Origin of the sequence: Maribacter sp. Asnod1-A12 (assembly GCF_045063735.1) — a bacterium.
Classification (GTDB): Bacteria; Bacteroidota; Bacteroidia; order Flavobacteriales; family Flavobacteriaceae; genus Maribacter.
Map to the genome: position 1 here is coordinate 843,942 of NZ_JBEFNZ010000006.1, position 23,870 is coordinate 867,811.

A 23,870-nucleotide genomic window follows, 5' to 3' on the forward strand; every position below is an offset into this window, starting at 1 on the left:
AACTATGAAAAAATCAATATATATATTACTGTTCGCACTACTTTTTATTGGTGCATGTGACGACGGCTTTGAAGAATTAAATGTCGACCCTACAAAGCCTACCCAGGTTGCTTCTAGCAATAAGCTAACTGCTGTTATGAAATACATTTCTAGCGAAAGATATGATAACTGGAGAGCTGGTATGATTTATCAATCTACCATGATGCAGCATATTGCCACAACTGCTAGCTATTGGAGTGGTGACAAATACACTTGGAACAAAGGTTATGCCTCATCATTACTTGATAGATATTATAACAATGCCGTAAAATCCATTGAAGATTTAACGGTACAACTAGAAGAGGAAGAATCTCCTGAAGAAATGAAAGCTATCGTAAAAATATTACGTGTTTTCACATATTCTAGACTTACTGATCTTTACGGCGATGTTCCTTATAGCGAAGCTGGAAAAGCCGTAATCGAAGGTATTTATCTACCTAAATATGACTTACAAAGTGAAATCTATCCAGATTTATTAAATGAACTTGAAGAAGCTTCTGCCGCTTTAGGAACCGGAATATCTGATTTCGGATCTGCTGATGTAATCTACAATGGAGACCAAGAAAAATGGAAAAAATTAGCCAATTCTTTAATGTTACGCTTAGGGCTTAGGTTAATAAAAGTAGACCCAACCGCATCTCAAGCCTGGGTTACAAAAGCAATTTCGGGTGGTGTTATGACATCTAACGAAGACATCTTTTATCTACAGCACGATGCTAATAACAAAAACGGTATTGGGGAAGTATTTACCGCTGATGACAACCCTAGAATGAGTAAAACATTCATAGACTTTTTACAAGGTGGTTCAGACCCTAGGTTGCCAATTTTAGCGGCAAGAAGAAGTGATGGAAGTACTATCTCAGATGATTTAGTCGGTTTCCCTAATGGTTTAGATTTGCCTATGCTTTTAGAAATGACGGGCGAAGATAATACCGATGCCTATGCAGAGCCTAACAGAAATATCATTACTAGTGAATCTGCCCCTATGATTTTTCAAACATATGCCGAAGTTGAATTTATGTTAGCGGAAGCCAATGTGAGATGGGGCCTTGCAGGTGATGCAGAAGCTCACTATAACAATGGTGTCACCGCAGCAATGAAACATTTATCTCTTTATGGGGAAGATGCCATTATCGCCGATGCCGATATTACAGATTACCTAACGGCTAATCCTTATGATTCGACAAATGCCTTAGAACAAATAAACACACAATATTGGGCTGCCACCTTTTTAAATGAATACGAGACATTCTCTAACTGGAGAAGAACTGGTTTTCCTGTTCTTACACCTGTAGACTATCCAGGTAATGTTACCAACGGTACAATACCAAGAAGATTGACATATTCTGAAAGTGAACAAAGTAATAACCCAGATAACTATGCAGCTGCAATTGCTATACAGGGTCCTGATGTTCTCACCACAAGAGTTTGGTGGGATGTGCAGTAACAATAATTAAGTTTGGTTTTTGAGTGAAACCTCCCATAATCGTTGAGTTAATTTTATTGTGTTTGAAAAGGAGAGGAAACTCTCCTTTTTTTGTATAAAATAGTATCTTGTAATCATGAAAATCAGGCATCTACTATACTGCTGTTGTGTATTACTTTTTCGCTGCAGTCCTACTTCAGAAAAGATTGAAGTAGACAGTAAATTATTTACATTATTGAAGTCAGAAGTTACTGGTATAGATTTCAATAATATCGTTAAAGATGATCCGGATAAAAACATATTCGCTTATGCCAATTTCTATGGTGGTGCTGGCGTAGGTGTTGGTGATTTTAATAATGATGGGCTACAAGATATTTTCTTTGCAGGTAATATGGTACCCGATAAATTATACCTCAATCAAGGTAATTTATCTTTCATAGACAATTCTCAACAAGCAGGTATATTAAATTTCGATGGATGGTCTACCGGCGTAACTGTTGCTGATATTAATAATGACGGGCATTTAGACATCTATGTTAGCCGAGAACTTTATGACGAAAATCCTGAGTGGCGTAGAAATTTACTATATATCAATAAAGGTAATGGAACCTTTGAAGAAAATGCTGAAGAATACGGTATAGCTAATACAGAAAGAACAAGACACGCTACTTTTTTAGATTACGATAAAGATGGGTTACTTGATCTGTTCCTACTTACACAACCACCAAATCCTGGCAGTTTATCTAAATACCACAATTCCGATAACCTTTTATTACCTAAGTATTCCCTCAAACTTTATAAAAATGACGGAGAGTCATTTCAAGATGTTTCTGAAAAAGCGGACATTAATAAAACAGGATTCCCTAATGCCGTATCAGCAAGTGACATAAACAATGACGGGTGGACAGACCTTTACGTAGCAAATGATTTTTACGCACCTGATTTTTTATTTCTGAATAATCAAGATGGTACTTTTTCTAGTATAGAAAAAACTGCTTTGAAACAAACCTCTTACTACAGCATGGGGATAGATGTCGCTGACATCAATAACGACCAAAAATTAGATGTTTTTGTATTGGACATGGTATCTGAAGACAACTTTAGGCTAAAGTCTAATATGAGCGGAATGAACATAGCTTCCTTTTGGAAAGTAGTTGAAAATGGTGGTGGTCATCAGTACATGTATAACACTTTACAATTGAATAATGGTAACGAAACATTTAGCAATATCGCTCAATTTAGTGGCATGTCAGCAACAGATTGGAGCTGGTCTAACCTTATAGCTGACTTTGATAACGACGGATTAAAAGACACCTATGTCACCAACGGGCTCCTTAGAGACATTAGAAATACCGATGCTGATAAAAATGTTGCCAATTACATAAATACTACGAGAGCAAACTGGCTTCAAAAAAATCCGAATGCGCAGAATATTAGTAGTATTTGGGATATTGTAGATCTTGATAAAGCGGTGAGCATGGTTCCCTCCCAACCTTTAAAAAACTATGCCTACAAAAATATAGGCGACTTGGAATTTAAAAATAGTTCTAATGATTGGGGACTAGATAATGAGTCGTTCTCCAATGGTTCAGCATATGCCGATTTGGATAATGACGGTGATTTAGACCTTGTGGTCAACAACATTAATAGTGAAGCCTTTATTTACAGAAATAATTCTGAAGCTAAAGAGAACAGCAATTACCTAAGAATTCAATTAGTTGACGAAAACAACAAACCCACATTTGGAGCCAGAGTCAACTTATACACTTCAAAAGGCATTCAAACCTTAGAAACAACCAACGTTCGCGGTATTTATTCTACAAGCGAATCTGATTTGCATTTTGGGCTAAAAGATATCGATAAGGTTGACAGTCTTTCGGTACTTTGGCCTAACGGAAAAAGTATTACCAAAAGAGGAATTCAGGCAAACCAAATATTGCAAATCTCTTCTACCGAATCTAAAGCTACACAAGCTAGAACTCAAAAACCTAACAAGCATCTTTTTGCAGATAAGACCGATCTTTTTCCTGCTAAATTTAAACACCAAGAAAATACGTTTGATGACTTTGAAAAGCAAGTACTCTTACCCCATAAACTTTCTCAATTCGGACCAGCATTGACCGCTGGTGATATTAATAATGATGGTTTAGTTGATTTCTATATTGGTGGTGCCGCAGAACAGGCTCCTATCCTATTTGTTCAGCAAAAAGATGGTGATTTCAATAAAAGTCAAACAGCTTTCTGGCAAAAAGAAGCTGGTTATGAAGACGTAGACGCGATATTTATCGACATCGACAATGATGGACTAAAAGATCTTTACGTAGTCAGTGGAGGTAATGAATATCCAAAAAATGATTTCCATTATACTGACAGAATCTATTTAAATAAAGGTAATGGAACGTTTAAAAAAGGTGCGATACTTAATGCCGATAGAATTAGTGGGTCAGTTGTAAAATCTGCGGATTACGATGGAGATGGTGATATCGATTTATTTGTTGGCGGTAGACATACACCGCAACAATACCCAAATCCGTCTTCAAGTATGCTATTAATCAATGATAATGGACAGCTAACTAACAACTCAAAATCAATATCGCCGCAATTATTATATATAGGCATGGTAACAGATGCCATTTGGAGTGATTATGATGGCGACCTAGATTTAGATTTAATCATAGTTGGCGAATGGATGCCGATAAGCATTTTTGAAAATCGCAATGGAAACCTGACCAAAGTCGAAAATAAAAACTTCAAATCAAGCTACGGCTGGTGGTTTAGTATAGAACAAGGAGATTTTGACAATGATGGAGATTTGGATTATATAGCCGGTAACTTAGGTCTCAACTATAAATATAAAACTAGTACAGATAAACCTTTTGATGTGTACTATAATGATTTTGACGCGAATGGAAATTCAGATATTGTTCTAGGTTACTACAACCAAGAAAAACATTATCCATTGAGAGGTTTCTCTTGCTCTTCTGAACAAGTACCTGAACTAAAGAAAAAGATCGTTAAATATGATGCGTTTGCTTCTATGGAACTTAAAGATGTGTACGGTGAAGAAAAATTAAAGAACTCTTTACATTACAGTGCAGACACTTTTTCTTCAGTTTTCATTGAGAATTTGGGTAAAGGTCAATTTAAAATGACCGATTTACCGAATCTAGCACAGCTAACTAATATTAACGACATGCTTGTAAGGGATTTTAATGACGATGGAACGTTAGATGTCCTTGCTGTTGGTAATTTGTACGTATCAGAAATCGAAACCCCAAGAAACGATGCAGGAACAGGTATTCTTTTGTTAGGTAATGGAAAAGGTGATTTCACCGTAAAACTAGGTTCTGAAATAGGATTTTACGCAGCTAAAGATGCTAAAAAAATTACATCGCTAATTTCTAAAGAAAAAGAATATATTTTGGTTGGCAACAACAATGACGTGCTTCAGTTTTTTGAAGCACGAAAAAAATAATTTACAACTACTTATTCCAAAACTAAGACAAATAAAGATCAACCAAACCTTCAGGAGTAGTTACAAAAATACTCTTGTTCTCGCGGTCTACTTTAGTGATTATATCGTCACTAACAGGTATCAATAATTGCGTTCCGTCTTTCTCCACTTCAAACAAAGCTTGTGCGGTAGTATCGTTAACGCTTTGTATTATACCAATATCACCGTGAACGGAATCTATCATAGTAAAACCGATGATTTCATGATAATAAAACTTGTTACCCGTTAGTTTGGGCAACATGGTAAGTGGTAAGTAAAGTCCAGATTTCATAATGCGGTCCGCATCAGATTCTGATTTCACCTCTTCAAAATCTATACGAAGTAAGTTCGATTTATGAAGTCGGCATCTTTTAATAAAAAATGGAACCAGATTGTTTCCTAAAGAAACGAATACTGATTCCATGTTTTCGTATATCTCGGGGTCATCGGTATCTAGTTTAACTAGCACCTCACCTTTGAAACTATATTTTGAAACGATATTACCTAGGTAGAAACAATCTTCCTTTCGCATCGTTTCTTAAAAATTATGCTTTATCTTCTTCAGCAGCAGGAGCTTCTGGAGTTTCAACAGCTTGTTCTGGCTCACCAGCAGCTTCAACAGCTTCTACTTCAGCTTCAGCGTCTTCACCTTCAGCAACTTCTGGTAAAGCAGCAGCGGCAGCATCAGCAGCACGCTTATCGTTTACTTCTTTTTCCGCTTTTAAGGCAGCAGCTCTAGCATCAGCTTTAACTTTATCAATACCACCAACTTTATCAGCAATAGCAGCTTCTTTTTCAGTAACCCAAGCATTGAATTTTTCTTCAGCTTGCTCTTCCGTCAATGCACCTTTACGAACACCACCTAATAAGTGATGCTTTAAAAGAACACCTCTATAAGAAAGAATAGCTTTAGCAGTATCAGTTGGTTGTGCACCGTTTTGTAACCACTTTACAGAACTATCAATATCAAGTTCAATTGTTGCAGGGTTAGTATTAGGATTGTAGATACCTAATTTCTCTAAGAATTTACCATCTCTTTTAGCTCTTGCATCTGCAGCAACTACCCAATAGAATGGTTTTCCTTTTTTACCGTGTCTTTGTAATCTAATTTTTACTGGCATATCACATTAATTTGTAGGGTGCCCGACCCTTGATTATTAATTCTAGTTTTTTAACTCGTTCGCCATCAGCCAGCAAAGCTAATCTGAAAGCGGGTGCAAATATAATTTAAAATGCTGAATTGGCAACAATCAATTCAAGTTATTTCAATTGGCTTTTTCAAAAATGCAAAACAGAAGATTTAAAAATACAACTATCTAACAGTAACCACCATATACTCTAGCCTTCCGGCTATTAATCAGCACGCATAATTCTAACTACACTATTCATTTATCACTCATAAAAAGCACTCGTTAATAACTCTTAGCAACTCCGCTTTTTCTAACAAGCACTTTTTAGTAATTTTATAGGCACTTTTTAGGTCACGTAACTGACCGCTTTTGAACACACAGAAAATTCGCTATGTACCTCATATTTGATACCGAAACTACCGGTCTTCCAAAAAACTGGAACGCACCTATTACAGACACAGACAACTGGCCACGTTGTATACAGATTGCATGGCAGCTGCATGACGATATGGGAAAATGCATTGAGCATGAAGATTATCTAGTTCGTCCAGAGGGATTCAACATTCCTTATGACGCTGAGCAGATTCACGGTATTTCTACTGAGCTTGCCGAGCAAAAAGGTATTTCTCTTGCAGAGGTTTTGGAGAAATTCAACATTGCCATGTCTAAAACAAAATTCATTGTTGGGCAGAATGTAGGTTTCGATTTAAATATTATGGGCGCGGAATTTCATCGTTTGGGTGTTGAAAATCCGTTACAAGAACTTCCTGTTTTAGATACCTGTACAGAGCACACGGCACAATTATGCCAGATCCCTGGTGGTAGAGGTGGTAAATTCAAGTTACCAACATTAACAGAATTGCACCAATATTTATTTGGGGAGCCTTTTGGCGAAGCGCATAATGCAACTGCAGATGTTGAGGCAACTACACGTTGTTTTTTAGAACTTATCCGTAAGCAACAGTATACAAAAGAACAGTTAGATGTTCAACCCGATTATTTCAAGAATTTCTCTGAGGCTAATCCGCAGGAAATTGAACTTATCGGTCTTAAACACATCAACCTTAAAAAAGCATCGAAAAAAATTGCCGATGCACTTTGGGCAAAAGATACTGGCGGAGTTTCTCAAGAAGAGATAGAAGAAAACCTGGCTACCTTAGGGAACGCAAGTTTCTCACATTTACATAATCACACACAATTCTCCATATTACAATCTACCATAAGTGTTCCTGATTTGGTAAAAGCTGCAGCAAAAGCCAAAATGCCTGCGGTGGCCATGACGGACCACGCAAATATGATGGGTGCTTTTCATTTCGTAAACGGAGTGTTAAATCATAACAAAGGTGTTGTTTCTAGAAATGAAGCAAATCAAAAAAGATTTGAAGCCACAAAAAACGGCACTTTAGAAGAAGGTCAAGAACCTTTAACCGAACTACCAGAACCTGAACAAGAAATAACTCCTATAATAGGCTGCGAATTTCAGGTCTGTGAAGATCATACCAACAAATCACAAAAAGACAACGGCTACCAAATAGTAATGCTCGCCAAGAGCAAAAAGGGCTATTTAAATTTAGCCAAGATGTCATCAATTGCCTTTGTTTCGGGTAAATACTATGTACCTCGTATCGATAAAAAAGTAATTGAGCAGTACAAAGAAGATGTCATGGTGCTGACAGGAAACTTGTATGGCGAGGTTCCTAGTAAAGTATTGAACGTTGGTGAAAAACAAGCCGAGGAAGCATTAATCTGGTGGAAAGAGACTTTTGGAGATGATCTGTATATAGAAATCATGCGCCACGGTCAAGAAGATGAAGATCGTGTTAATCAAGTCTTGATTCAGTTTGCCAAAAAACACAATGTAAAACTAGTAGCCACCAATAACACCTACTACGTAGAAAAGGAAAATGCACACGCGCATGACATTCTTTTATGTGTTAAGGATGGCGAAAAACAAGCTACTCCAATTGGTCGTGGTCGTGGCTATCGTTACGGTTTACCGAACCAAGAATATTACTTTAAGTCATCTGATGAGATGAAAGAGCTTTTTAAGGATATCCCTGAAGCTATCATCAATATTCAAGAAATCGTTGACAAGGTAGAGACCTTTACTTTGGCTCGTGACGTACTGTTACCTGCGTTCGATATTCCAGAAGAATTTCAGTTCGAGGAAGATAAGCTGGATGGCGGCAAACGTGGTGAAAATAAATTTTTACGCCACATTACCTATGAAGGCGCAAAGAAAAGATATGGTGAAATTACACCTGCCATTGATGAGCGACTAGATTTTGAGCTTAAAGTAATTGAAAAAACGGGCTATCCTGGTTACTTCTTGATTGTGGAGGATTTTATTAGGGCAGCAAGAACTATGGATGTATCCGTAGGTCCTGGTCGTGGATCTGCCGCAGGATCTGCCGTTGCTTACTGTTTATGGATTACGAATCTAGACCCTATTAAGTACGACCTACTTTTTGAGCGTTTCCTAAATCCGGATCGTGTAAGTATGCCCGATATTGATATTGATTTTGATGATGAAGGGCGTGGTCGTGTAATGGACTATGTAATTGACAAATACGGGTCTAACCAAGTGGCACAGATTATCACTTATGGTACCATGGCTGCTAAATCTGCTATTAGAGATACGGCACGTGCCCTAGATTTGCCTCTGCAAGATTCAGACCGCATGGCAAAGTTGATACCCGATATGTCTAAGTTAAAAAAGATTATTGGGGTCGATGAAAAGGTCTTACGTTCAAAATTTAGATCAGAAGATTTAGAAAAGATAAATGAACTTTTAGCGATTTCCGAAGGTGATGGTCCTGAATCGGAAACCTTAAATCAGGCGTACATTTTAGAAGGTTCTGTTCGTAATACCGGTATTCATGCCTGTGGGGTTATTATTACCCCAGATGACATTACCAAGTTCGTACCCGTGGCACTTGCCAAAGATTCCGAAATGTACTGTACTCAGTTTGACAACTCTGTTGTGGAGGATGCCGGACTACTGAAGATGGATTTCTTGGGATTGAAAACGCTGACCTTGATTAAGGACACCGTTAAGATTGTAAAAGCAAAACACGGAGTTGAGCTAGACCCAGAGAATTTTCCGTTAGATGATGTAAAAACATACGAGCTCTTTCAAAGAGGAGAAACAGTTGGTGTATTCCAATATGAATCTCCCGGGATGCAGAAACACATGAGATCGCTAAAACCTACCGTTTTTGCAGATCTTATTGCCATGAACGCCTTGTACCGTCCTGGTCCAATGGAGTATATACCAAGTTTCATTGCCCGTAAACACGGAACCGAAGAAATTGTATATGACCTTGATGCTTGTGAAGAATACTTAGCGGAAACCTATGGTATTACGGTTTACCAAGAGCAAGTGATGCTCCTTTCACAGAAGTTGGCGGACTTTACAAAAGGTGAAGCCGATGTCTTGCGTAAGGCAATGGGTAAAAAACAAAAGCATGTACTTGATAAAATGAAGCCAAAGTTCATTGAACAAGCTTCAGCCAAAGGACATGCAGTTGATAAACTGGAAAAAATTTGGAAAGATTGGGAAGCATTCGCAGCCTACGCCTTTAACAAATCTCACTCCACTTGCTATGCCTGGATCGCATACCAAACCGCATATTGCAAAGCCCACTACCCTGCTGAATATATGGCGGCGGTATTGAGTAATAACATGAACGATATTAAACAGGTTACCTTCTTCATGGAAGAATGTAAACGTATGGGCTTGGATGTTTTGGGACCAGATGTAAATGAATCTTATTACAAGTTTGCCGTAAACGATGCAGGTGCTGTCCGTTTTGGAATGGGTGCCGTAAAAGGTGTTGGTCGTGGTGCGGTAGAAACTATCGTAGAAAACAGAAAAGAAGAAGGACCCTACAAATCCGTATTCGATTTCGCGAAACGAATAGATCTTCGTGCAGCAAATAAAAAAGCATTTGAAAGTTTAGCCGTTGCAGGAGGATTCGATTCTTTTGGCGATACACACAGAGCACAGTATTTTCATAATGAAGGAGACGGAGTCACGTTTTTAGAGAAGACCATAAAATATGGAGCTAAATTTCAAGAAAGCGAGAACTCTAGTCAAGTAAGCCTTTTCGGTGATGCGAGCGAGGTACAAATACCAGAACCAGTTGTACCACCATGCGAGGAATGGGGCACCATGGAAAAACTTCGAAGAGAAAAAGAAGTGGTAGGTATTTATATTTCTGGACACCCTTTAGATGATTTCAAAACAGAAGTAAAGGCATTTTGTAATGCCAATATTGCTTGCGTAAATGATCTACCTACCTATGTCAACAGAGAACTTACCTTTGCCGCAGTAATTACAGATGTACAACATAGGGTGTCCAAGAATGGAAAAGGTTGGGCAGCATTTACCATGGAAGATTATACCGACTCCTATGAATTTAGGATTTTTGGGGAAGAGTACCTTAAATTCAGACACTTCTTAATGATCAATTCCTTTGCCTATGTAAAATTATTTGTTCGTGATGGGTGGATGAATAAAGATACCGGTAAAAAAGGAGATCCAAGAATGCAGTTCAATAGCTTTATGTTGCTACAAGAAGTAATGGAAACCTATGCCAGAAAATTGACGATAAAACTGAACATTGCCAACCTAAAAGAGGAAAATGTGCGTACGTTAAAAGACACTTTCACTAATCATAAAGGTGAGCACCCTGTCAACTTTATCGTTTATGAAATGAAAGAAAAAATTAAGGTAACATTAAATAGTAGAAAGCAAAAGGTAAATATTTCGACCGAGTTATTACAACTTTTAGAAAAACAAGACGTTCACTTTAAACTGAATTAGAGCAATATTTATTATTTTTTTACAATTGACATAGTGATTTAGGCATACCACATGAACTTAACTATTATTTATCGGTACATGTAAGAAAAGAACTATATAAATAGATAAATTAGCTTGATACCTAAATAGGCAAAACGAATTGTTAGCCTGTAAGGAAACAGAAGAATAATTGACTAAATTTGCATAATCAATAAAAGATATTAAGATGGCATTAGAAATAACAGACGCTACTTTTGACGAGGTAGTTTTAAAAAGCGATAAACCAGTAGTAGTAGATTTTTGGGCAGCATGGTGTGGTCCTTGTCGTATGGTAGGTCCTATCATTGACGAAGTTAGTACTGAATATGACGGTAAAGCTGTTGTAGGTAAAGTTGACGTAGATGCAAATCAAGAATTCGCTGCTAAATACGGGGTACGTAACATACCAACTGTATTAGTATTCAAAGGTGGTGAAATTGTAAGTAGACAAGTAGGTGTATCACCTAAAAAAGTTTACACAGATGCTATTGACGCAGCTTTATAAAAGCCCCATAACCCCCAAAGGGGGAATATAAAATTTAAAAAATCCTGCTAAAAGCAGGATTTTTTATTTAGTATAATTTTAATTCCTTGCATCCAAAAGTTCAACCGTCTTTATTATCTTTAGAAGTGTGAATCTACAATCAGAATTAAACAAGTCATCCTTATTCTCTAACCTAGAGCTGCTTGCTAACCAAGTAGTAGAAGGTTTCATTAGTGGAATACACAGAAGTCCGTTTCATGGCTTCTCTGCGGAATTTGCCGAACATAAAATCTACAACAATGGTGAAAGTACTAAACATATAGATTGGAAGCTTTTTGCAAAGACAGATAAGCTTTATACGAAACGCTATGAAGAGGAAACCAATTTAAGGTGCCACATGATACTGGATAATTCTGCCTCTATGTATTATCCGCAGGTAGACAATTTAAGTATCGATTCCTTAAATAAAATAGGATATAGCGTCTTGGCAATTGCTGCGCTAATGAACGTACTTAAAAGACAGCGAGATGCCGTAGGTTTAAGTATTTACTCTGATGCCTACAATTATTATGCTCCTGAAAAAGGAAGTGAACGTCATTTTCAAATGTTATTGGCACAGTTAAGTGCCGTTGGGATAGCAAAAAATCCACCAAAAGAAACAAACACTTATACCTATTTACATCAAATTGCAGAAAATATTAAGCGAAGAAGTCTCATTTTTCTATTTACGGATATGTTCCAGACCGAAAAAAACGATGATGAATTGTTCGAAGCGCTCCGCCATTTGAAATATAATAAGCACGATGTTGTACTTTTTCACCCGATGGATAAAAATCGCGAATTATACTTCAATTTTGAAAATACACCCAAAAGATTTGTCGACGTGGAAACCGGCGAACATTTAGACTTATATGCCGATAATATTAAAGAAGCTTATAATGAACGTATTACCGCGTATTTATCTGACATAAAAATGAAATGTGCTCAATATAAAATCAAATATGTGGACATTGACATACACCGAGATTTCTCAACAGTGCTCAATACTTTTCTCGTAGAAAGAAATAAATTTCTCTAGATTGAAAAAAAAGTAAAAAAAATGTTTGTGCAATTAAATAAACCACATATATTTGCACTCGCTAAACGCCACGGTCTGGTAGTTCAGTTGGTTAGAATACCTGCCTGTCACGCAGGGGGTCGCGGGTTCGAGTCCCGTCCAGACCGCAAAAAGCTCTCAAGAAATTGAGAGCTTTTTTTGTTTTATACTATTCTTTTATTTGATTTAGAAAAATCTAGGCGACTTAATCGTTCTATCTCTAGACTTTAGCATAAATCTTAAAAAGATTTCATGTGTACCAGAGTTATATGCCGTTAGTGGTGATGTAGTAAAATCATAAGCATAACCCATATTTAATTGTGGTGTAATTTGTAAGCCAAAGAGAGCACTAATACTATCGTCCCACCTATAATTTAGACCAAGCGTTAAAGTTTCATTCATTAAAAAATTTGCTGATACGTCTGCAGAAAGCGGCGAACCGATTACATGTTTCACAAAAAACGAAGGTTTAAATTTTAAAAACGGATTTAAATCAAAAACATAACCACCTATTAAAAAAATATGCACTCGCTCTACATCTTCTGCCTCTTGTATTTCATCATAATGGGTATTCGTCAATATATTTGGTGTTGATAGCCCTAAATACGCGTTTCTAGTATAATAAAACAATCCTGCACCTATAGATGGTAACAGCTTTCCGTTAATGTTTTCATTTAAAAAAACATCACCTTCATCCCTGTAAAGACCTTTACTCCAATCTATACTTAAAAAACGAACACCAGCCTTTAACCCTAATGCCAATTTATCTCCTTTGCGATTCAACACCAGTTGGTGAGCGTAATTACCGTCAATATACGTTTCTGATGATGGTCCTATTTCGTCTTGAACTATAGAAAGTCCGACACCATCATATTTACCAAGAGGAGAATCTATACCAAAAGTGATTGTTTTTGGAGCACCCTCTACACCTACCCATTGATCTCTATACAATGATATTATGGCCAAATTACCTCTAGAACCTGTATAAGCCGAATTAACGGTCATGGTATTGTAATTATAATGGGTATACTGTGGATCTTGTTGAGAAAACCCACTTACTGTACCTATTAAAACAACTATTATTATTTTTATGTATAAGCTAAGCTTCATACCTTTTATATCGTTTTATCTTGTTATGTATAACCAACCTGTTTTGGGCTCTGAACCATCACCGAAATCTATTAGATAGAAATACGTACCCACCGGTAATTTTTCCGAAGCATTTATTGTCGTACTCCCCATAGAGGTACCATCCCAAGAGTTATCATACTTATCCATTTCAAATACTTGACTACCCCATCTATTAAATACTTTGACATTATTATTCGGATAATTCTCAATACATTCTATAAAGAACACATCGTTTAAGCCATCGTTATTTGGTGTAAACTTGTTGAAGACCGTAAAGCATTGTGCCTGTGTAACCACTGGCGTAGCCTCAGCCCTATCATTATCCATATTTAAATCTACTTGATCTACATAAATAAGCTCAGCTACATTCGTATAATCATCAACATCCGTAACATTAACTGTCATTTCTAAAGATGCCGTTGCACCGATTGCTATACTAGGAATATCCCACGTTGAAGTTGATTCACTATAAACTCCATCGGTAGCTGAAGCTGACACAAATTGATATCCAAATGGCAATACATCCTCTATACCTACATTGGTAGCTGCATATGTACTATTGTTGGTTGCCGTTACCGTAAATACCAGCGTGTCTTCAAAGAAGGTTTCTTCTTTATCCGCCCATTTGGCTAACTCTAAATCTACTGTTGGCGGGTTTATCATATGACTCACCTCATCGTCTTCACTTTGATCGCCATCATCATTATTGGGAGTTGAGTCAGGATCAAACTGATCAGATGCAAGTACCTGTGCAATATTGGTATACTCATCTGCAACATTGTTTGGTGCGTTTAGAGTCACCTCATAGCTTACCACTTGTGAACCAACAGGTACATTTGCAAAATTCCAAGAAATTACACTTCCAGAAACACTGCCACTATTATTTACAGTACCTAAAGTATAACCACTAGGCAAAGTATCTTCAATACTTACATTTGTAGCAATTCCCGGACCATTGTTGGTTAAGGTCAATTCAAAAGTTATAGTATCACCAGCATTTGGAGCAGAGTTAGAAGCTGCACTCAATGCTTTCGCCAAACTTAAATCTGCTGGAATCAAAACAATTTCAGCATTATCCTCATCATCTTCACTTTGATCACCATCATCATTATTAGGAGATGAATCCGGATCTAATTGATCTACGTTAACAATCTGTACCGTATTTAGATATTCATCTGTTGTATTCGTAGGTACATTAATAGAAGCCTCAAATGTCAAGGTTGCAGAAGTTCCATTCGGAATATCTAAACCACTCCATAAAATCTCGTTACCAGTTTGTACTCCACCGTCATTAATTGTAGTTACCGTAAAGCCAGCAGGAACAATATTAGACACCTCAACATTGGTAGCATCATCGATTCCATTATTAACAACCTCGACGGTAAAAGTTAATACATCGCCTGGATTACCAGTTCCCGGTGTAACGGCATTTATAATTTCTAAATCGGTTGATTGTAGTCGTAGCTCCACATTATCCTCATCATCTTCATTTTGATCACCATCATCATTATTAGGAGCAGAATCAGTATCAAACTGATCTACTGCAATAACTTGTACCGTATTTAAGTACTCATTTGTACTATTAACAGGATTGTTTACATCCACATTAAAAGACAATGTAGTTGTGGTTCCAGATGGCACCGATAAACCGGACCAATTAATAGTATTTGCACTTTGCGTACCACCGTTATTAATTCCTGTTACCGTAAAACCGACCGGAACTATATTTTCAATACTAACGTTGGTAGCATCATCAGTACCATTATTAAGAACATCAACAGTTATAGTTAATTCATCACCACGATTTGCACTGGCTTGCGAAATTGTATTTGTTACTTCTAAATCTGCCACCTGAGGTACAATAGATACCGATGCTTCATCATCTTCACTCTGATCTCCATCATCATTATTAGGTACAGAATCAGAATCATAATTTGTTACCGAGGTTACTTGTGCAATATTCAGATATTCGTTTGTTGCACCTGTAGGGGCATTAACTATAGCCGCTATTTCTACAGATACACTTGCACCGTTAGCTAAACTAGGTAAAGTCCAGTTTCCAGTAACAGCATCATATATACCATTAACCGTACTACCTGTATCGCTTACATAAGTATATCCTGCGGGAAGCAAATCATTAATTACAGTTCCACCTGTATCATCACTAGGACCATTGTTGGTAGCAGTTAGGGTGAACGTAACCGTATCGCCAACATTAGGATTTGCAATATCTACTGAATGCGCTATTTCAATATCTGACGTAGCATTCACGGTTATGGTCACACTATCTGTATTTTCACAAGTATTTCCATCAGTACCAACAACCGTATAGGTAGTGGTCACTAAAGGATAAACGGTATCACCATCGGTAACACTATTATCCCAAACGTATGACGTAGCTCCAGAACCATTTAAGGTAACCGGTTCACCAGCGTTAATTGTTGTTGTTGATGCATTAGCAACTACATTTGGCAATGCATAAATTGTCAAATTCACAGGGGTTCTACTAAAGCTCGTACAAGAGCTTGCATCATCTACTTTTTCCGCATAATATGTTGCCGTACCCACAGCATTAATATTTGGGTCCGCTACCACATTTCCGCCGGTTGCGGCATCATACCAAACCACACTATAACCAGAAGGAATAGATACCGTAGCGGTTAAGGTCTGAGTAGGATTCTGCTCACATTCCGCCTGATCACCACCACTAGTAGGTGCAGGTGGAGTTTCTTCTATTGTTAAGACAACTTCCGTTCTAGTATTACTGACACAATTGGTCACATTTTGTACACTTTCAGCGAAATACGATATTGTACCTACAGTATTCAAAGATGGATCTGTAACTACATTTCCACCCGTGCCAGCATCATACCAAACAATAGTTGCGTCTGATGGTGGCGTTGCCGTAGCTTTTAAAGTTTGAATTGGATTTTGTTCACATTCCGTTTGATTACCACCACTTATTGGAGCATCTACAATAGGACAAGCACAATCAGGTGCTGTAACTGCCATAGTTTGGGTACAGGCATTTGGTGCCGTAACCGTTAATGTTATATTATTTCCTGAAGTAATACCGGATATTGTCCAATTATTTCCACCGTTATCAGTAACCGTACCTTCTGTTGAAGTCACCGTTCCTTCGCTAACATCTACGGAAACCGAATAGGTTAATAGATCAGGGGCACAAGTGGCCGCCGTTGCTATAGTAATATCAGGAGTATCTTGAATGGTTAAGTTTATCGCAGTTCTTGAAAGACTTGTACAAGAGCTGGAAGTATGTTCACTTTCTGCATAATACGTTACTGAACCTACAGTATTTAATGTTGGACTAGCAACTACATTTCCACCAGAGGCAGCATCATACCAAACAATACTTGAACCTGCAGGGGCAGTTGCCGTAGCGGTCAAGGTTTGAATTGGAGAAGCCTCACATTCCGTAACATCCCCACCACTTATTGGAGCAGTTGGCGCAGCTTCAATAGTTAAGGCAACCGCAGTTCTTGAAAGACTTGTACAAGAACTTGTAGTATCTTCACTTTCCGCATAATACGTTACTGAACCAACGGTATTTAATGTTGGGCTAGCAACTACATTTCCACCAGTTGCCGCATCATACCAAACTACGCTTGAACCTGTAGGAACAGATGCTGTCGCTGTTAATGTTTGAATAGGATTCTGTTCACATTCTACCTGATCACCGCCACTTGTTGGAGCTGACGGAGCAGCTTCAATAGTTAAAACAATCGCTGTTCTAGTGCTGCTTACACAATTCGTTATATTATCACGACTTTCAGCATAATAAGTTGTCGTACCGGTTGCATTCAAAGACGGATCGGCTACTATGTTTCCTCCAGTAGCAGCATCATACCATACTACCGTAGCACCTGCCGGCGGTGTTGCCGTTGCCGTCAATGTCTGAATAGGATTCTCTTCACATTCCGTTTGGTTTCCTCCACTTACAGGAGCATCCACTACAGGACAAGCACAATCAGGAGCAGTTACATTTAAAGTCTGTAAACATGAATTCGGTGCCGTTACCGTCAAAGTAATATCGTTACCTGAAGTAATTCCGGATATCGTCCAATTATTTCCACCGTTATCAGTAACCGTACCTTCTGTTGAAGTTACCGTACCCTCGCTAACATCTACAGAAACCGAATAGGTCAATAAATCAGGCGCACATGTTGCTGCTGTTGCGATAGTAATATCAGGAGTATCTTGAATAGTTAAGCTTACCGGTGTTCTTGTAAAACTAGGGCAAGCACTAGTAACATTTTCACTTTCCGCATAATAGGTTACCGTACCTACGGTATCTAAAATTGGGTTTGTAATTACACTTCCACCAGTAGCGGCATCATACCAGACTACAGTTGAACCTGCAGGAGCTGTTGCCGTTGCGGTCAAGGTTTGTATTGGTGATGTTTCACATTCTGTTTGATCTCCTCCACTGATTGGAGCAGTCGGTGTTTCATTAATAGTCAACACTACTGCTGTTCTACTTCCGCTTACACAGTTCGTTACATTATCACGACTTTCTGCATAATAGGTTGTCGTACCTGTTGTATTCAATGATGGATCAGCTACTATGTTTCCTCCAGTAGCAGCATCGTACCAAACTACTGTAGCTCCTGTTGGTGGTGTTGCCATTGCGGTCAATGTCTGAATAGGATTCTCTTCACATTCCGTTTGGTTTCCTCCACTTACCGGAGCATCCACTACCGGACAAGCACAATCAGGAGCAGTTACATTTAAAGTCTGTAAACATGCATTCGGTGCCGTCACCGTCAAAGTAATATCGTTACCTGAAGTAATTCCGGATATCGTCCAGTTATTTCCACCATTATCAGTAACCGTACCTTCTGTTGAAGTTACCGTACCCTCACTAACATCTACAGAAACTGAGTATGTCAATAGATCAGGGGAACATGTTGCTGCTGTTGCGATCGTAATATCAGGTGTATCTTGAATAGTCAAGCTTACCGGTGTTCTTGTAAAACTTGGACAAGCACTGGTATCACTTTCACTTTCCGCATAATAGGTTACCGTACCTACGGTATCTAAAATTGGGTTTGTAATTACACTTCCACCAGTTGCGGCATCATACCAAACTACACTTGAACCTGAAGGTGCAGTTGCCGTTGCGGTCAAGGTTTGTATTGGTGACGTTTCACATTCTGTTTGATTTCCTCCACTAATTGGAGCAGTCGGTGTTTCATCAATAGTCAACACTACTGCTGTTCTAGCATTGCTCACACAATTCGTTACATTATCACGACTTTCAGCATAATACGTTGTTGTACCTGTTGCATTCAATGATGGATCAGCTACTACATTTCCTCCAGTAGCGGCATCGTACCATACTACTGTAGCACCTGCTGGCGGTGTTGCCGTTGCAGTCAATGTCTGAATAGGATTCTCTTCACATTCCGTTTGGTTTCCTCCACTTACTGGAGCATCAACTACGGGACAAGCACAATCAGGCGCTGTAACCGACATGGTTTGTGTACATGCATTTGGCGCCGTAACCGTTAATGTAATATCATTACCCGAAATAATGTCTGATATCGTCCAGTTATTTCCACCGTTATCTGTAACCGTACCTTCCGTTGAAGTTACTGTACCTTCGCTAACATCTACTGAAACCGAGTATGTCAATAAATCGGCCGCACATGTTGCTGCCGTTGCAATCGTAATATCCGGAGTATCTTGTAAGGTAAGCACAACAGCAGTTCTACTAGTACTTACACATGATGTTGTCGTATTCTCGCTTTCCGCATAGTAGGTTACCGAACCAACGGCATCTAAAATAGGACTAGCTACTACACTTCCACCAGTTGCCGCATCGTACCAGACTACATTTGAACCTGCTGGTGCAGTTGCCGTTGCTGTCAATGTTTGTATTGGTGATATTTCACATTCTGTTTGATTTCCTCCACTGATTGGTGCCGTTGGAATAGGCTCTATAGTCAAGTTTACCGCAGTACGTGAATGACTCACACAACTTGAAACATCATCTTGACTTTCTGCAAAATACGTTATTGAACCCACACTATTTAAAGTTGGACTCGCCACGACATTTCCTCCTGTGGCTGCATCGTACCAAACAATAGTAGTTCCAGATACACTTGTTGCAGTTGCGGTTAAAGTCTGTATTGGGGCAGTTTCACATTCCGTTTGATCACCACCACTTGTTGGAGCGGCAGGAGCTGCTTGAATAGAAAGACTAACAGCCGTTCTAGTCGTACTGGTACATCCGTTAACATCATCAACACTTTCAGCATAATAGCTTACCGAACCAACAGTGTTCCAAGTAGGACTTGCTACCATATTTCCACCAGAAGCAGCATCGTACCAAACAATACTAGCACCTGTCGGTGGTGTTGCCGTAGCAGTTAATGTTTGGATAGGGTCTTGTTCACATTCCGTTTGATCACCACCACTTGTTGGTGCATTTACGGTAGGGCAAGCACAATTTGGTGCGTTTATACTAATACTTTCCGAACATGTGTTTGCATCGGTTACCGTAACAGTTATATTATTTCCTGAAGTAATTCCAGAAATGGTCCAATTATTTCCACCATTGTCGATTACCGTACCTTCGGTTGAAGTTACCGTACCCTCACTAACATCTACTGATACAGCATAGGTCGATAAATCTGCAGAACAGGTTTGTGAACTAGGTGTGATCGCTATTGTAGGATTTTCGTTCATGGTAAGCGTTACCGGTGTTCTGGTTTCACTTACACATCCACTACTTGTTGTGCTACTTTCTGCATAATAAGTTACCGTACCTACTGCATTCAATGTCGGACTAGCCACCATACTTCCACCTGTAGCTGCTGTATACCAAACAACTGTTGCACCTGCGGGTGCCGTAGCCGTAGCGGTCATAGTCTGCGTCGGATTCGCTTCACATTCTATTTGATCACCTCCACTTGTAGGAGCATCAGGTATCGCATCAATGGTTAAAGTTACTGGGGTTCTTGAAAGCGAAATACATGTTGAAGTATTGTTTTGACTTTCTGCATAATAGGTTACCGTACCTACTGTATTCCATTCAGGACTGGATACAGTATTGCCACCCGTTGCTGCGTCGTACCAAGTTAAGGTAGTACCCGAAGCTACTGTTGCAGTAGCTGTCAATGTTTGTATAGGATTTTGCTCACATTCCGTTTGATCACCGCCACTTGTTGGTGCAGCCGGTGCAGGCTGAATAGTTAAAGAAACAGCCGTTCTCGTTACACTAGGACAACCTGTACTATCATCTTGACTTTCAGCATAATAAATTTCTGTTCCAACAGTACTCCATTCTGGACTAGCAACTACACTTCCGCCAGAAGCAGCATCGTACCATACTAAAGTTGAACCAGAGGGTACCGTTGCCGTTGCCGTTAATGTTTGAATAGGGTCTTGTTCACATTCCGTGATATCACCACCACTAGTTGGTGCTACTAGTGCAGGCTGAATAGTTAAGGTCACCGCTGTTCTTCCCACACTCGGGCAGCCATTTACGGTATCATTACTTTCTGCAAAATAAGTTATTGTTCCAACAGCATTTAATGTTGGACTAACTACTACATTACCTCCTGTAAGGGCATCGTACCATATAATACTCGCTCCGGATGGAGGCGTTGCCGTAGCAGTTAATGTCTGTATAGGATCTTGCTCACATTCGGTAATGTCGCCACCACTTGTTGGTACAGGTGGTGCGGTATTGACCGTTAGAACAACCTCGTCTGAAATAGCATCAGAACAACTTGTCGCAGGGCTTGTAGCTATGGCTCGATAGCTGTTACCGGTCATTGCCAGGGTAACATCGGTTACCATAAGTGTATTTGTAGTTACGCCGCTATGTGGATCTGTGTTCGTTAAATCATTCCAAGTAGCCCCATCAAATAGTTGCCAATGAATAACCCCTGACCCGCTAGCAGCCACATCAAAAGTAACCGTACTACCTTCACATACCGATTCATTTGTTGGTTGTGTGGTTATAACAGGTGCGTCATATATGTTTACACGTAATCTTCTTCTTGGTCCTTCACAATTAGCGCTTCCATTAACCGTTGATTGTGTTACCCAAAAAGATTGTTGCCCTACAGTTGAAGTATCTGGAACGGTAGTCCCCGTAATTTCATTTCCTCCAGTTGCAGCATCATACCATCTTAAATTAGTACCCGTAGCATGTGTATCTATTTGTGCTGCCGTATCACCATTACAATAATCTACGGGAGAATCGACTACCGGGGCAGTTGGCAATGCATATACGATAACATCTATTTGCGTACGATCGCTTTCACATGAAGTAGAATCATCTGTCTGACTTACATAATATGAACTTGTCCCTGCACTTGTAGTAGTTGGTGTAGGTGCAGTTGAAGCGGCAGTACCACCAGTAGCAACCGTATACCAGTTTAAGGTATGATTAGATAATGCCGTAGCCGTAAGGGGTGTAGCAGTATCACCAACACAATATTCTACAGGACTATCCGCAGCCGGTGTTGGTGGTTTGGGTATTTGATATAAATCTATCGACAGGAAATTTTCACTGGTACACCCATTGGCATTCTGTGAATACACTGAATAATTTCTATAAAATTCTCCAGAAGCCGGTGGCGTATACGAGGTAACACCCGATGCAACCAACGTACCATAATCATCGTACCAAGTAGCCGTTTCTCCGCCTGCAACATCTACCGTTACAGTCATTTCAGGAGGTGTATCGCCTTCACAATATACATATTCAGTATTACCTGTTGGTGGATTTACGTCATTTTCAACAGTGATATTGAAAAATCTTTCCACAAAGTTTCCAGAAGCATCTCTAACCGTATATTCTATGGTAGTGGTACCAATATCAAATTGATCACCACTATCAAGGTTTGTACCATCAGTTCTAAAAATTAGATAATCCGCTAATTCACAACTGGTATTATTAATATTGGTCACGATAGTTCCAGGAATCAATAAATCATCCAAATACGCTTCTACTCCAGAATTTAAAAAAGAAGTCGATGAGTACCGAATCTTTATCTGATAATTACCTACGAGATTAAAGGGGATAATTTCTTGTTGAACACCCGTAGTTGTATAAGTTGCGCTATAATAATCTGAGGTAACCGTATTCCCGTTCTCATCTAACACATCCAAATGAATAGCAGGGGAATTATTTACTGCCGATATACTATGCGAAAAAGTAATTTCTCCAAACCCATTAAAATAAAATACAGGTGTGGTCATTGAACTTGCTATTGAATTAAAACTCGAAATAGTTGTAGAAACTAAATTTCTTGTACCGTTTATAGGTCCGTTAGCTTCAATTGAAGAACGAGAAAAAGTATAACATTGATTAATAGCGTTTTCAAAATCTTGAAGCACAGGAGCTTCACCTTCCCCTGCCGGGCAGTTATCTGAAGCCGTTGGCTCCGCCCACGTATGTGGGGCCGTACATGTATCGGGGTCAGCCGTTAAAGTTACATTTGTTGGAAAAGTATCAAAAACGGGGTCTTGATTGTCCTCTACAGTAATATTAAATGTACATACCGCCACATTACCTGCAGCATCCTCTGCTCTATAAATTACGGCTGTTGTTCCAGGAAGAAAAGAATCACCCGGACTATAGTTACTCGTTACACTTACTGCATCTGCAGAAGCAGTAGGCGGAGTCCAAGTTACTACAGCACCACATTCATCTGTGGTGTAAGCTATAGATATATCGGAAGGTGGACAATTCGAAAAAGTTGGTGGTACGTCTAATACATCATCGTTATGAACAAAAATAACATTCGCTGAAACGTTATTTTCACTCACCTCTTTATGAATCGAAAAGCTTGTTAAGCCCATCAACAGAAATAATATAAAAAGTAGTCTAAATATTTTGGACATAAAATCAGTTATTCTTTGCTGTAGTAATCACTTACATCTTTAAATACTCAAAAAGTATTTTAAAATTTGTTCTATCACTATTAGCAAAATTTAACTTTTAATGTTTCATATCATCATATTTGTTGTCAGACATAGACTATTATGTTGTTATTTGCTCTTATTTGTGGTTTTTCATCGAATTTATTTGGCAAATACCGACATATTTATTGCGATTTTAAAAACATCGCTTATATATACAAATGCTTTTTTACCTAGAATAGTATAATTCATACAACAGTAAAATGAGGTTTATTGATTTAAACAATAAACTATTTTCAAGATAGATTAATACCTTGAAATTGAA

Annotated in this window: 9 protein-coding genes and 1 tRNA gene; 6 read left to right on the forward strand and 4 right to left on the reverse strand. The window is 38.7% G+C overall.

What is annotated here, in order from left to right; genetic code table 11:
- Nucleotides 1–4: 4 nt before the first annotated feature.
- Nucleotides 5–1,486: a SusD/RagB family nutrient-binding outer membrane lipoprotein gene (locus tag ACJJVP_RS03585; protein ID WP_405410797.1), complete on the forward strand. Its 1,482-nt coding sequence runs from the start codon at nucleotides 5–7 to the stop codon at nucleotides 1,484–1,486.
- Between the two features lie 115 nt (nucleotides 1,487–1,601).
- Nucleotides 1,602–4,940, forward strand: a complete 3,339-nt coding sequence (locus tag ACJJVP_RS03590) for a VCBS repeat-containing protein (protein ID WP_405410798.1) — start codon at nucleotides 1,602–1,604, stop codon at nucleotides 4,938–4,940.
- Nucleotides 4,941–4,962: 22 nt separating this feature from the next.
- Here ACJJVP_RS03590 and rimM read toward each other — a convergent pair whose 3' ends face one another.
- Together rimM and ACJJVP_RS03600 are read right to left on the reverse strand one after the other, a co-directional pair.
- Nucleotides 4,963–5,490, reverse strand: coding sequence for a ribosome maturation factor RimM (gene rimM, locus ACJJVP_RS03595; RefSeq protein WP_405410800.1), 528 nt, complete (start codon nucleotides 5,488–5,490; stop codon nucleotides 4,963–4,965).
- Between the two features lie 13 nt (nucleotides 5,491–5,503).
- The gene (locus ACJJVP_RS03600; RefSeq protein ID WP_405410802.1) at nucleotides 5,504–6,079 is read right to left on the reverse strand and encodes a 30S ribosomal protein S16; all 576 of its coding nucleotides are present in this window, start codon (nucleotides 6,077–6,079) and stop codon (nucleotides 5,504–5,506) included.
- A gap of 400 nt (nucleotides 6,080–6,479) precedes the next feature.
- Between ACJJVP_RS03600 and dnaE the strand changes: the two genes are divergently transcribed.
- The 4 genes from dnaE to ACJJVP_RS03620 all read left to right on the forward strand — a co-directional run bounded on the left by dnaE (nucleotide 6,480) and on the right by ACJJVP_RS03620 (nucleotide 12,642).
- On the forward strand, nucleotides 6,480–10,916 hold the full coding sequence (gene dnaE, locus ACJJVP_RS03605) for a DNA polymerase III subunit alpha (RefSeq protein ID WP_405410804.1): 4,437 nt from the start codon (nucleotides 6,480–6,482) through the stop codon (nucleotides 10,914–10,916).
- Between the two features lie 205 nt (nucleotides 10,917–11,121).
- Nucleotides 11,122–11,439: a thioredoxin gene (trxA, locus tag ACJJVP_RS03610; RefSeq protein ID WP_024481982.1), complete on the forward strand. Its 318-nt coding sequence runs from the start codon at nucleotides 11,122–11,124 to the stop codon at nucleotides 11,437–11,439.
- A 127-nt stretch (nucleotides 11,440–11,566) separates the two neighbouring features.
- A complete protein-coding gene (locus tag ACJJVP_RS03615; protein ID WP_405410805.1) occupies nucleotides 11,567–12,496 on the forward strand; it encodes a DUF58 domain-containing protein in 930 nt (309 codons plus the stop codon).
- Nucleotides 12,497–12,568: 72 nt separating this feature from the next.
- Nucleotides 12,569–12,642: transfer RNA gene (locus ACJJVP_RS03620), tRNA-Asp, on the forward strand.
- Nucleotides 12,643–12,700: 58 nt separating this feature from the next.
- Here ACJJVP_RS03620 and ACJJVP_RS03625 read toward each other — a convergent pair.
- Both ACJJVP_RS03625 and ACJJVP_RS03630 read right to left on the reverse strand, forming a co-directional pair.
- The gene (locus ACJJVP_RS03625; protein WP_405410806.1) at nucleotides 12,701–13,624 is read right to left on the reverse strand and encodes a type IX secretion system membrane protein PorP/SprF; all 924 of its coding nucleotides are present in this window, start codon (nucleotides 13,622–13,624) and stop codon (nucleotides 12,701–12,703) included.
- 15 nt (nucleotides 13,625–13,639) lie between these two features.
- Nucleotides 13,640–23,527: a gliding motility-associated C-terminal domain-containing protein gene (locus ACJJVP_RS03630; RefSeq protein ID WP_405410808.1), complete on the reverse strand. Its 9,888-nt coding sequence runs from the start codon at nucleotides 23,525–23,527 to the stop codon at nucleotides 13,640–13,642.
- Nucleotides 23,528–23,870 lie beyond the last annotated feature (343 nt).